10 protein-coding genes are annotated in these 12,429 nt (G+C 71.8%); 3 read left to right on the top strand and 7 right to left on the bottom strand.

Translation table 11 applies throughout. The features are described from left to right. The first annotated feature begins 13 nt into the window (after positions 1–13). Positions 14–916, top strand: coding sequence for a LysR family transcriptional regulator (locus tag BKK81_RS26380; protein ID WP_071019018.1), 903 nt, complete (start codon positions 14–16; stop codon positions 914–916). Positions 917–1,238: 322 nt separating this feature from the next. Beyond that, entirely contained in the window at positions 1,239–1,442 is a 204-nt protein-coding gene (locus tag BKK81_RS35680) for a hypothetical protein (protein WP_084084975.1), read from the top strand. Between the two features lie 12 nt (positions 1,443–1,454). Here BKK81_RS35680 and BKK81_RS26370 read toward each other — a convergent pair whose 3' ends face one another. From BKK81_RS26370 to BKK81_RS36150, 4 genes are all read right to left on the bottom strand, one after another. After that, positions 1,455–3,893 carry a CHASE2 domain-containing protein gene (locus BKK81_RS26370; protein WP_231908096.1) on the bottom strand — a complete coding sequence of 813 codons (2,439 nt, stop codon included), beginning with the start codon at positions 3,891–3,893 and terminating at the stop codon, positions 1,455–1,457. Continuing rightward, positions 3,883–5,577 carry a FecR domain-containing protein gene (locus BKK81_RS26365; RefSeq protein WP_197523986.1) on the bottom strand — a complete coding sequence of 565 codons (1,695 nt, stop codon included), beginning with the start codon at positions 5,575–5,577 and terminating at the stop codon, positions 3,883–3,885. Before BKK81_RS26365 ends, BKK81_RS26370 begins: the two co-directional genes overlap by 11 nt. A gap of 4 nt (positions 5,578–5,581) precedes the next feature. Then, positions 5,582–6,292, bottom strand: coding sequence for a response regulator transcription factor (locus BKK81_RS26360; RefSeq protein ID WP_071019013.1), 711 nt, complete (start codon positions 6,290–6,292; stop codon positions 5,582–5,584). A gap of 142 nt (positions 6,293–6,434) precedes the next feature. Then, positions 6,435–6,617 carry a hypothetical protein gene (locus BKK81_RS36150; RefSeq protein ID WP_071019011.1) on the bottom strand — a complete coding sequence of 61 codons (183 nt, stop codon included), beginning with the start codon at positions 6,615–6,617 and terminating at the stop codon, positions 6,435–6,437. An 811-nt stretch (positions 6,618–7,428) separates the two neighbouring features. Here BKK81_RS36150 and cysK point away from each other — a divergent pair. Continuing rightward, a complete protein-coding gene (gene cysK, locus BKK81_RS26350) occupies positions 7,429–8,346 on the top strand; it encodes a cysteine synthase A (protein ID WP_071019010.1) in 918 nt (305 codons plus the stop codon). Positions 8,347–8,444: 98 nt separating this feature from the next. Here the strand turns inward: cysK and BKK81_RS26345 are convergent, their stop codons facing one another. The 3 genes from BKK81_RS26345 to hpnD all read right to left on the bottom strand — a co-directional run bounded on the left by BKK81_RS26345 (position 8,445) and on the right by hpnD (position 12,117). After that, positions 8,445–9,137 carry a phosphorylase gene (locus tag BKK81_RS26345; RefSeq protein WP_083384456.1) on the bottom strand — a complete coding sequence of 231 codons (693 nt, stop codon included), beginning with the start codon at positions 9,135–9,137 and terminating at the stop codon, positions 8,445–8,447. Next, on the bottom strand, positions 9,125–11,158 hold the full coding sequence (gene shc, locus BKK81_RS26340) for a squalene--hopene cyclase (protein WP_071019008.1): 2,034 nt from the start codon (positions 11,156–11,158) through the stop codon (positions 9,125–9,127). Before shc ends, BKK81_RS26345 begins: the two co-directional genes overlap by 13 nt. A 191-nt stretch (positions 11,159–11,349) precedes the next feature. After that, positions 11,350–12,117 carry a presqualene diphosphate synthase HpnD gene (gene hpnD / locus BKK81_RS26335; RefSeq protein ID WP_231908095.1) on the bottom strand — a complete coding sequence of 256 codons (768 nt, stop codon included), beginning with the start codon at positions 12,115–12,117 and terminating at the stop codon, positions 11,350–11,352. Positions 12,118–12,429: the final 312 nt, after the last annotated feature.

The raw sequence follows: 12,429 nt of genomic DNA, 5'->3' as shown, positions 1-12,429 counted from the left end.
AAGGAATGCAAAGATGGAGACCCGCGACCTGGAATACCTGCTGGCGATCCCCCTGCACGGCAGCATCGGCCGCGCGGCGGAGGCGCTCGGGCTGAGCCAGCCGGCGCTGACCAAGGCCTTGCAGCGCGTGGAAGCGCAGGCAGGCCTGCCGCTGTTCGAGCGCAGTGCCAATGGCATGCGTCCGACCCAGGCGGGAGCGCGCTTTCTCGAACGCGCGCGCCGCATCCAGCTCGAGTACGACGATGCGCTGCAGGAAATGCAGGGTATCCGCACCGGCCAGCTCGGCATGCTGCGGCTGGGCTACTCCCCCTCCATCCCGGAGGCGCTGGTGCTGGATGCCTGCCGCCAGCTGCTGCGCGAGCGCCCCGCCGGCCGGCTGCGCCTGCACCGGCGGCTGGCACGCGAGCTGACCGACTCGCTGCAGGCCGGTGAACTCGATCTCGTCGTGGCCCCCCTGCCCCGCCAGCATGCCGATGCCTTCGCCGCCACACTGCTGTTCGACGACAGCCTGGCCGTGCTGGCCGACCCGGCGCACCCGCTGCATGGCCGCGGTCCGCTGCGGCTGGCGGACCTGGCGGAGCAGGAATGGCTGCTGCCGGAGCCCCACATCGTGCTGCGCCAGCAGGTCGACGCCGCCTTCCGCCAGCGCGGCCTGGGCGAGCCGAAGCTGCGCATCGAAATCGATTTCGGCAGTACCTCGCTGTTCCAGCTGGTCGCCGGCACACACCTGCTCACCATCGCCGGCACGCGTGACGGTGCCGCGCATGGTGGGCTGAGAGCGCTGCCGCTGCGGCAGGGAGAACTGGACCTGGGGCGCCGCATCGGCGCGATCTCGCGGGTCGGCGCGTACCTGTCGCCGCTGGCGCAACGGATGATCGAACTGCTGCGGGAAGGCAGCGCGCACAAGCGCGGCTGAAGGGATAGGCGCGTAACGCGCGACGGTGGACCGGCATGGCGGCCAGGCGCGGCGCCGGGAAAAAAGTCGTGCCCGCCCGGCTACTGCTGTGCGGGGGGACCGGGCGGGCACGAAAACCGCGCGGATCGAGGCCGGTCCGGCAGTGCGGCGATATTACTGAGGGTCGCTGTGCGGCACTGCCAACAATTGTGTCGACCGCCAGGCACGTGCGGCCCGTCATGCGTGCCGCACAAGGCATTGCAATTGTTTGCAGTAGCCTGCCGGGCGCGGCCTTAGACTGCGGTGCTTATTCCGTGGAATGCAAGAAAGGAGCGGCTTCGCCATGAACCGCACGAAGGTGATCGGGTATCTCGCCCTCGGCATGGTCGCCGTGGCGCTGACGGCAGTGCTTTGCGTCACGCTGCAGCAGGGCAAGGAAGCGGGCGAGGCCCGCAAGATCAAGCAGATGGAAAGCCGTGTGACCGGCCTCGCCGCGCCCGGCTCCGCGGGCGCCGAGGGTGCCGCCACGCAGGCGGCGCGCCGCTAACCCGCTAACCCGCTAGCCGCCGGACGCTGGCCGCTGGCCGGACTCCGGCGGCGCCGGCAGGCGCATGATGAAGGTGGCGCCGGCGCCCCGCTCGCTCTCCACCGCCATGGTGCCGCCGTGCCGCTGCACCACGGTGCGCACGAACACCAGGCCCAGCCCCACGCCGCCCGGCGTGCCGTGCTCACCCTCGTGCAGCCGGCTGAAGGGCCGGAACAGCCTGGCCTGGTCCTCTACCGCGATGCCGGGCCCCTGGTCGGAAACGCGGATCGCATAGGTGCCCGCCTCCCGGGCCAGGCTCACGGTGACGGTGCCGCCGTCCGGGCTGAACTTGATGGCATTGCCGACCAGGTTGGCCACGGCGCGCGCCAGCAGCGCCGGTTCCGCCATCATCACGCAAGCCTCCTCGCAGATATCCAGCGCCAGCTCGATGCGGCGTGCGCTGGCCTGCGCCCACAGCGCATCGGTGGCGTCGAGTACCAGGCCGGCCAGGTCCGATTCCAGCAGGCGCAGTGGCTGCGTCTCGGCGCGTGCCAGCCGGATGAAGTCGTCGGCCAGGTCCAGCGTGCGCCGCGCCAGGCCGCCGATGCGGGCCAGCAGTGCGGGCTGCGGCAGCGCCTTGGCGGCATCGGCCTGCAGTTCGAGCAGCGCCAGGATGGAGGCCTGCGGCGAGCGCATGTCGTGCGAGAGGAAGCGCAGCGTCTGCTCGCGCTGCCGTTCGGCGCGGCGCACCTCGGAAATGTCGATCAGGCTGACGATCACCCCGGCCAGCCCCCCATTGCTGCTGCGCAGCGCGGCGCCGCGCAGCAGGAAGGGACGCTCGTCGCCGCTGCTCAGTTCCACGCCGCCTTCCTCCACCTCGCCCTGGCTGCCCTCGCCGGTCGACAGCGCTGCATGCAGGCCCTCCCAATAGGCCAGTCCGGGGCCGGCCACGGGAAACAGCCGGGTCAGCAACTCGTGCACGTCGGCCGGCACGCCCGTCTCCCCTTCGCCTGCGCTACGCCCACCCGCGGCCGCACAGAGCATGGCGCAGCGCCGGTTGGCCAGCAGCACGCGGCCCTCCGGCGTGCAGATCACGGTGGCCTCGGGCAGGCTCTCCAGCGCGTCCGAGAGGAACTGGCGCAGGTCGCGCAGGCGCGAGCTCATGCGGTAGACCGCTTCCATGCGGTGGTCGAGCGAACGGCCGGCCGGCCCACGCGGCGGCGACGCCCCGAGCAGGCCGGGCTCGGCCTCCAGCCGGGCGGCTTCCTGGGCCAGGAAGCGCAGCACCGCCTCCTGGCGCCGCCAGCTCCACAGCGGGTAGAACAGCAGGCAGCCGACGATGGCGGAGGCCGGGGCGAACCAGAGGTGCGCCAGGCCCATCAGCAGCAGGCTGGCGGCGAAGGCCGCGCCGGCCAGCAGCACGCTGATCAGCAGTGCCGCGCGCGGCGCCAGCATCAGCGCGGCGAGCGCCGCCAGCAGGATCGGCAGCAAGGTGCCGAGCCAGAACCAGGGTGCCGCCACCGCCACGATCGCGCTGCCCTGCTCCAGGGCCTGGATGGTGTTGGTCAGGATCTCGACGCCGCTCATGCCGCGGCCGTCGCGCGACACCGGGGTCGGGAACACGTCGCCGAGCCCGGTGGCCGCCGCGCCCACCAGCACCGCCTTGCCGCGGAACAATTCGGGCGGCACCGCGCCCGACAGCACGTCGCGCACGGATACGCGCGGAAAGGTGCCGGGCGGGCCGGCGAAGGGGATGCGCACCAGGTAGCGCCGCTGCCAGTCGCCGTCGGCGCGGAAGGGATCGGGAGCGTTCTCGTGACGGTAGTCCGCCACCGGGCGCGCGCTGCGGCCGAATCCGGCGATCACCGCCGAGAAATGCGTCAGCAAGGCGCCGGGCAGCCCCTCCTGAAGGAATACCTGGCGCGCCACGCCGTCCACGTCGACCGCCATGTCGATATGGCCGATGCCGGCGGCGCCCAGCCAGGGCAGCGGATAGCGGATGGTCCAGCTGCCGCCGACGGCCTCCGCCAGGGCCGGCAGCACCACGTTGCCGGCACGCGCCATGCTGCGCGCCAGCGCCATGTCGTCGCCCGGCGAGCGCAGGTCAGGCTCCGAGAGGATGATGTCCAGGCCGATCACGCGCGGCTTGCCGGCGGCGATGTGATCGATCAGGTCGGCCAGCACCGCGCGCCGCCACGGCCAGCGGCCGATCGAGGTGATGCTGGCATCGTCGATGGCGACGATCATGATGTCCGGCTGCGGCGCATGGGCCTGTGCCGCGATGCCGATGTCGTAGACCGCCAGGTCCGCCCGCTGGGTCCACTGCCAGTGCGCGGCGGCGATCGCCAGCACGGCCACCGCGGCGCTCAGCAGCCACCAGTCGAGCAGCGTGCGGCGCCGGTACGGCGCCAGGTAGGCGGCCAGCGCGCCGCGCAGCCCGCCAGGAGATGTGCCGGGCCGGCTATTGTCCACGGCGGATCATGCCGCCGGCGCTGGCAACCGGCTGGCCGGTGCCATCGCGCAGGTACTGCACGACTTCGATCCGCTGCGGCGCCGAGAAGGCTGCCTCGCTGACGGCTGCTTTACCGCCGCCCTTCCCCTCTCGCGCCACGCGCACGTAGTAGAAGCCCGAGCCCGGGCGCGGCAGCGCCACCTCGTTGGTCTCGGTATGCGCGTCGACCAGCGGATGGGTGAAACGTGCCTCGTCCGCCAGCTGCACGCGATAGCCCGCGGCGGCTGCCGCGCCGGCGGCAGGCCAGCGGATGCGCAGCGTGTCGCCGCCATCGTCGGCCAGGCTGGGCTGGGGTGGCGGCGGCTCCACCGTGAACGGCACCGACTCCGACCACGGGCCGGGCTGGCCCGCGGCGTCGAGCGAGCGCACCCGCCACCACCATCTGCCGAGCGCCAGTTCGCGGCCGGCCTCGGTCTGCTCGCTGCGCAGCGGCTGCACCGCCGCATCGCGGAAATCGCTGTCGCCGGCCACTTCGTATTCGTAGGCCCGCACGCCTCCGTCCACGTGGGCCCAGGCGAAGCCGACCTGCTGCCCGTACTGCGAGGAATCCTTGCCGGGACGCAGCATGAACGGCGCCGGCGGAGTCAAGCGGACGACAAGACGCTGCACCGAGGCCGGCCCGGTCAGGTGCTGCGCGCCGATGGCGCTGACGCCCACGTAGAGCACCCCCTCGGGCAGGTCGGCCAGCGTGGCCTGCTGGCCTGCGACCCGCTGCGTGAACAGCCACTCGGTCTGTTCGGCATCGCGCGACACCACCACGCGGTAGCCGCTGGCCCCCGCGACCGGCTGCCACTGCAGCGGCGCCGTGGCGCCCAGCACCGGCTGCGGCAACGCGCCCAGCTGCGGCGGCGGCGGCAGGGGCACCGGCGCGGCCAGCTTGCCGCCGCCGGACGCCGACACACCATAGCCGGCGCCCACCCGGGCCGCCGCACCGGCCTTGCCAACCTTGCCGGCGCCCGCGATGCCGGCCACGCCGACGATGCCCTGCAGCACCTCGCTGCGGTTGCCCGCATCGTCGGCCGCCACACGGTAACGCGTGCCGCGCACGCCGGTCACCATCATCGGCGTGCGCATCTCGAAGCGGCCCACGCCGGTGCCGCCCGGCGCCACCTGGGCCTCGGCGCCGCCGCGCCCGACCTCCAGCATGGAGTCGGTCAGCCCGGTCTTGGCGAAGGCGCGCAGGCGGCGCACCTGGACCGCGCTGGACGGCGGCAGGGTCAGGCGCGAGCGGTCGGACAGCTCGATCGTCACCAGGCCGTCGACGCCGGTCTCGATGCGGGCCGCCTCGGCCAGTTGCGTTCCGGCACGCAGCGGCGCGCCGTCGGCGCGCACGTCGCCGTGCACCGCCACCGCGCGGGCGCTGCCGGCCTGCTCGGCAATGTATTTCAGGGGAATGCGCAGGCGCGTGCCCGGCTGCAGCCGGTACGGGTCGCCGACCCGGTTCAGCTGCTGCAGCATGCGCCAGCCGTCGAGCCGTGTCATGTAGCGGTCCGCCAGGCCGATCAGGGTATCGCCCCGCTCCACGAGGTAGATGAAGTCCTCGCCTTCGGTTCCGGCCGGACCGGCCCACACCCGCGTGACCGCTACGGCACAGAGAGCCGCCACCCCGCAAGCCGCCAGCGCCCGCCGGGCGCCGGCACGCACCCCTTCACTCCGCCTGCTCATCCGCTGCATTCACGCTCTCGAAACGGTAACCATGGGAATAGACGGATGTCAGCCTGACCCCGTTCTCCGGGCGCAGGGACAGCTTGATGCGCAGCCGCGACATATGGGTGTCGAGCGTGCGCGAGCCCGCGCCGATGCTGCGGCCCCACACCGCCTGCTCCACCACCTCCCGCGACAGCAGGCGGCCGATGTTGCGGAACAGGAAAAGCGCCAGCTCGAACTCGCGCGGCGACACTTCGACGGGCTCACCGCCCACCAGCACGGTGCGCGCGCCGGCGTCCAGGCAGTAGTTGCCCTGGCGGACGATCTGTTCCTGCTGGGCGGCCTCGGGATAGGCACGGCGCAGCAGCGCCTGCACGCGCGCGTTCAGTTCCGCGCGCCGGATCGGCTTGATCATGTAGTCGTCGGCGCCCACGGTCAGGCCGGCGACGATGTCCTCTTCCTGGGAGCGGCTGGTGACGAACAGGATCGGCGGCAGGCGCCCGGAGTTCTGCCGCACCCAGGACACGATCTCCGGACCGGCGATGTCGGGCAGTTGCCAGTCGACCAGCAGCAGGTCGAAGACCTGGTCGCGCAGGGCCCGCAACAGGCTCCTGCCGTCGCCGAAGCTGGTGCATTCGTGGCCGGCGTCCACCAGGATCTGCCGGATCAGCTCGGATTGGTCTTTGTCATCCTCGACCGAGGCAATTCTCATACTTCCCTCTTCTGCCTCCGCCGCGCCCACCTGGCACGGCTCCGGAAACGCGCCAGGGCGCCTTTCCTGCGCATGGTACATAACAGCCCCCCCTTCCGTCGACCCTGCCGGGCGGGGGACTGCTCCCGGTTGCCGGCGGCCTTCATTGCCGGATGAAGGTCTCGTATTCCAGCCTGCCCGGCCTGCGATCGAGCAGCTGCAGCGCCGCGCCACCACCCTCGGCAGGGCCGCGGCGAAGCCATGGCCGTACCAGGTCGGGCCCCGGCTCCAGCGTCAACCGCGCCAGACAGGGGTTCAGCATCGGGAACAGCGCGTTCAGCGGCACCTCGTGGCGCTGCTCCAGGCAGAAGTCGAGATTGAGCCCCCGGCAGCGCCAGCACCCAGCGGCCCGCCGCGAACAGCAGCCGCGCGGCGATCGCCTGCACCTTGACGACCCCGTACCGGCCCAGGCGGACGGTGAGCGCCATGATGCCGCGCAGTTCGAAACCGAAGCCGGCCATCTCCGTGCCCCCCGTACATCGGGCTGCGCGGCGAGCGTGGCAGTTCGATGCCGTCGGGGATGGTGCTGGAGCGCTGCGCCGGCCTCGTAGCAGGCACGGCCCAAGGTGTCGGAGACGTGCACGCACGGCTCGCGGAAATTCGCGCAAATCGCTGGCCTGCGGCCCATCGCGCTGGAACGCATAGCGGCTGCCACGGATCCACTGGCTCTGGAACAGGTCGATCTTGCGTTCCCTGGTGTCGATGCCGTGTCGGACACCGGCAGCGGGCGCCGCTGGCGCGGAGCGGACTTCGAAGGAGAATCCCAGGGCGCTGCGGAAGACGATTCCGACCAACGCGCTCAGTGCCCCGCTTCAGCAAATGAGCCAAAGAAGACCTTTGGCTTGAGAATTTTCCCCGTGATGACGCCGAATGTTAGCGTTTGAAGTCAATGGCTACTGTCAACAACTGTGTCCCGAGCACAGCGATCCACGCCCATCGACACGCCCGGCAGGCGCGCAGCCGCAGCGCGGAACCTGCCGCCACGCCGGACCGATGGCCCGCCAAAGCCGCTAGAATCACGCCGGCGAACCGGCACGCCGGCATTCGGACGCGCCGCCAGGCGCCAGGCACCAGGCACCAGTCAACGGAGAAACCAGATGAAGGTCGACAATATCCTGCACACCATTGGCGGCACGCCGCACATCCGCATCCAGCGCCTGTTCGGCGACCAGCATCGCGTCTGGATCAAGTCGGAGCGCAGCAACCCGGGCGGCTCGATCAAGGACCGCATCGCCCTGGCCATGATCGAGGCCGCCGAGCAGGATGGCCGCCTCAAGCCGGGCGGCACCATCATCGAGCCCACCTCGGGCAATACCGGCATCGGCCTGGCCATGGTGGCCGCGGTCAAGGGCTACAAGCTGGTGCTGGTGATGCCGGACAGCATGTCGATCGAGCGCCGCCGCCTGATGCTGGCCTATGGCGCCACCTTCGAACTGACTCCGCGCGAGAAAGGCATGAAGGGCGCTATCGCCCGCGCCGAGGAACTGGTCGCGTCCACCCCGGGCGCCTGGATGCCGCAGCAGTTCGAGAATCCGGCCAACGTGGCCGTGCATGAGCGCACCACCGCGCGCGAGATCCTGGCCGACTTCCCCGAAGGCGTCGACGTGCTGATCACCGGCGTCGGTACCGGTGGCCATATCACGGGCTGCGCGCGTGTGCTGAAGGATGCCTGGCCCAAGCTCAAGGTCTATGCCGTCGAGCCGACCGCCTCGCCGGTGCTGTCCGGCGGCGCGCCCGCGCCGCACCCGATCCAGGGCATCGGCGCCGGCTTCGTGCCGCGCATCCTCGACAGCGGGCTGCTCGACGGCATCATCCAGGTCGATGCCGAGCCGGCACGCGAGATGGCACGCCGCGCCGCGCGCGAGGAAGGCCTGCTGGTGGGGATCTCTTCCGGTGCCACGCTGGCGGCGATCGCGCACAAGCTGCCCGAGCTGCCGGCCGGCGCCACGGTGCTGGGCTTCAACTACGATACCGGCGAACGGTACCTGACGGTGGAAGGGTTCTTGCCCGCCTGAGCGCCTGATCCCTGCCCTCGCACTCCCGGCAGGCCCGCCGCCGGGAGCGGCAGGGCCTGCAGGATGCGGCCCGGCACGGAAGGCCGGGCGCCCTCCGCTCAGCCTGCCGGCAGGGCAAACCCCGCGCCGACCCTTCCCCGCACGGACTTCAGCGTCGCCCGCGCCGCGGACGCGTCGCGCGCCAACCGCAGCAGGCCGCCGATCTGCCCGGGCGCGCGCAGCAGGCTGCGCAGCACGGCCGGCACGTCGGTGCTGCCGTCGGCCGCCATGCCCGCCAGCGCAGCCGGCGGCACGGCACGGTCGGCCGGATCGATCACCACCCGGCAGGCGGCGAAGCGCAGGCCGCGGGCCTGGGCGAAACGCGCCGCAAGATGGGATTCCATGTCGACGCCGAGCGCACCGGTGCGCTGGTGCAGCGCGCGCTTGCCGGCCAGGTCGGTGACCGCGGCATCGGCGCCGGCCAGGCTGCCGACGCGCGCCTGCGGCAAGGCCCGGCGCAGCGCGCCGAGCCAGTCGGCGTCGGCGGGGTGCAGGCTGGTGCCGTCATGCACGCCGTCGGCCAGCACCACGGCGCCGGGCGCCAGTCCCGGCTCCAGGCCGCCGGCCACACCGAAGCTGATCACGCCCGCGCAGCGGGGCCAGTCACCCTGCTCCAATGCCGCCTGCAGGGCGCCGGCGCGGAAGCCGTAGAGCGTGGCGACACCGGGCGCGGCCGCCAGCCGCGCCTCGAAGTCCATGCCGCACACGACCAGCACGGACGCGTCGCGCCCGCCGGGACTTACATGCCCCATGCCACGTGGCGGCTGCCGGCGCGCCGCAGGTTGCGGTAGCGCGCCAGCGCCCACAGCGGGAAGAAGCGCGCGTAGCCGTGGTAGCGCAGGTAGAACACGCGCGGGAAGCCGGTGGCGGTGAAGTGCGCCTCGGCCCAGAAGCCGTCCTCCTGCTGCGTGGCCTGCAGGTAAGCAATGCCGCGCGCGACGGCCGGATGCGCCACGGCGCCGGCCGCCATCAGCGCCATCAGCGCCCACGCGGTCTGCGACGCCGTGCTCGGCGCGCGCTCGTAGCCGTGGTATTCCAGCTTGTAGCTGGCGCCGTCCTCGCCCCAGCCGCCATCGTCGTTCTGGATGCCGACCAGCCAATCTGCCGCGCGTTGCATCTCCGGCGCGTCCGGCTTCAGGCCCGCGGCATTGAGGGCGCACAGGGCACTCCAGGTGCCGTAGATATAGTTCATGCCCCAGCGGCCATACCAGCTGCCGTCCGGCAACTGTTCGGCCAGCAGGTAGCGCAGCGCACGCGCCGCCGCGCTGCAGCGCTCGGGCATCTCGCCGAGCTGGGCCAGCATCGACAGGCAGCGCGCCGACACGTCGGCGGTGGGCGGGTCGAGCAGCGCCCCGTGGTCGGAGAAGGGGATGTTGTTCAGGTACAGGTGGGTGTTCTCGGGCTCGAAAGCGCCCCAGCCGCCGTCACTGCTCTGCATGCCCACGATCCATTCGGTGGCGCGCGCGATGCTGTCGGCAAAGCGCTCGCGCTGCCCGAGCGGCACCGGCGCGTCGACGCGCGCCGCGCGGTCCATGGCCATCGCCACCACCGCGGTGTCGTCGACGTCGGGATAGTAGTCATTGGCGTACTGGAAGGCCCAGCCGCCGGGACGCACGTCTGGGCGGCGCACGGTCCAGTCGCCCTTCACCTCGAGCACCTGCAGCGGGCGCAGCCATTGCAGGCCGCGCTCGGCCGCCGCGGTGGCGCGCTCGCCGCCGGCTTCCAGCAGCGCGTGGCTGGCCAGCGCGGTGTCCCACACCGGCGACAGGCAGGGCTGGCAGTAGGCTTCGTCGTGGGCCTCGTCCCCGGCTTCGTGGACCACCAGCAGGTGTTCGATCGATTCGCGCGCGATCGCGCGGTCGGGGTGGTCCGCCGGCACGCCCAGTACGTCGAACATCATCACCGAGTTGGCCATCGCGGGGAAGATCGCGCCGAGCCCGTCCTTGCCGTTCAGGCGCTCGACCACGAAGGTGCGCGCGCGCTCGATGGCGCGCCGGCGCAGCGCGCCGGGGAAGAGCGGCTCGGCCACGCGCAGCACGCCATCCAGCATGCTGAACGCGGTGAACCAGAAACGGCTCTGGTGCGGCGCCTTGGGCAGCAGCCGCGTGGCCTGGCACGGCCGCAGGAACAGCTCGTCGATGCCGATCTTGCGCGGGTTGCGTGCCTGCGGGCGCAGGCTGTTCAGCACCAGCAGCGGCACGATCACGGTGCGGGCCCAGTACGACACCTTGGACAGGTGGAAAGGAAACCACTCCGGCAGCAGCATGATCTCGACCGGCATCATCGGCACCGCGCGCCACGGCATCACGCCGTACAGCGCCAGCAGCGTGCGCGTGAAGACGTTGCTGGCCTCCGCGCCGCCCATGCGATGGATGGCAGCGCGCGCGCGCTGCATAGGCTCGGCGTCCGGCGACTCGCCGATCATCTTCAGCGCGAAATAAGCCTTGACGCTGGCGCTGACGTCGGACGCGCCGTCATGGAACAGCGGCCAGCCGCCGTCGGCATTCTGGATGCGGCGCAGGTAGCGGCCGATGCGGGCCTCCAGCCGGGCGTCGGCGTTCTCGCCGAGGTAGTGCACCAGCAGGACGTACTCGGACGGGATGGTGGCATCTGCCTCGAGTTCGAACACCCAGTGGCCATCGGCTTTCTGGAGCGCGAGCAGCGCGTCGGTGGCGCCGGCGATCGCCCGCTCGAGCGCATCGTCGCGGGCCGCATCCTGCGCGGCGCCGGCGTCCGGGGCGGGGGAACTCTTGGAAACTGCTAGCTGGGTCATGGTCGGCAGAACCCTCTTCTTACTCTGACTTTCAAACTGCGGTATTCAAACTACGGCCGTCGAACTGCGGTCTTCGAACGACGCGGACGACTGGCTTCGAACGGATGCCGAACGGCTTCCGTGGCGCGGGCGGCTGCCGGTCGATGCCCGCACCCGGACATCTCCGGCATGGCCGCGCGCGGCCTGCCCGCTCAGCCCAGCGCGTGGCGCAGCACCAGCCACAGCAGGCGCACGCGCGGCACCTTGGCGCGCGCACGCGGCGCATTCCAGCCACGCGCCAGCATGCGCACCAGGATCTCGTGGTAGACGGCGGCCATGATGCGCGGCGAGCGCACCTGCCGCGCCGGGCAGCGCGCCATGATGGCGTGCGACCGGTCATAGTGCGCCTGCGCCTCGCGCGCCAGCCCGGCGCAGACCTGCCCGATGGCGGGATGGGCGATCACCTCGCGCGGCTCGCCCGCCGGGATGCCCGCCTGCGCCAGCGCCTCGGCCGGCAGGTAGAGGCGGCCCAGCTCGGCGTCCTCGTCGATGTCGCGCAGGATATTGGTCAACTGCAGGGCCCGGCCCAGGTGGTAGGCCAGCGCCACGCCGTCCTCGCGGCCCATGCCGAACACGCGCACCGCCAGCCGCCCCACGGCGCTGGCGACGCGGTCGCAGTACAGGTCCAGCGTGGCGGCGTCCGGCGCGCGGATATCGGCCACCACGTCCATCGTCATGCCGTCGATCACGGCCAGGAAATCGGCCTGCTCCAGGTCGTAGCGGGCGATCTGCCTGGCCAGTTCGGCCAGGGCCGCGGGCGGCGCGCCGGCATAGCAGGCGGCGATGTCGCGGCGCCAGGCATCCAGGCCGGCCAGCCGCGCCGCATGCGGCGCGTCGCCGTCGGCGATGTCGTCCACCGCGCGGCAGAAGGCGTAGATATGGAACATGGCCTCGCGCTGTGGCGCGGGCAGGATCCGCATGGCCGCATGGAAAGAACTGCTCGACGAGACGACATTCGCCTCGGACGGCATGCTCGGCGCTGCGATTTCGGTACCAGACACGTCACTCCTCGGCACGCTCTGAGCCATCCGGCAGGCAAGGCGGCGGCAAGCAGGCCGTTCGTGATGAGCCGGCGAGGCCAACAGCGAGTGCCCTGGCCTGGAGCAGGCCGCGGGGGCCGCAGGCAGGGCTGGCGCGTCATCGTGGAACAGCCGCTTGGCATGCCGGTCGTGCAAGCAGCGGATGGCGGAATTGGGGGTGGGCCGGATTATAGCAACATCGCCACGGCCGGC

It is taken from the genome of Cupriavidus sp. USMAHM13 (assembly GCF_001854285.1).
GTDB lineage: Bacteria > Pseudomonadota > Gammaproteobacteria > Burkholderiales > Burkholderiaceae > Cupriavidus > Cupriavidus malaysiensis.
This window is presented reverse-complemented; position numbering and strand designations above follow the sequence as displayed.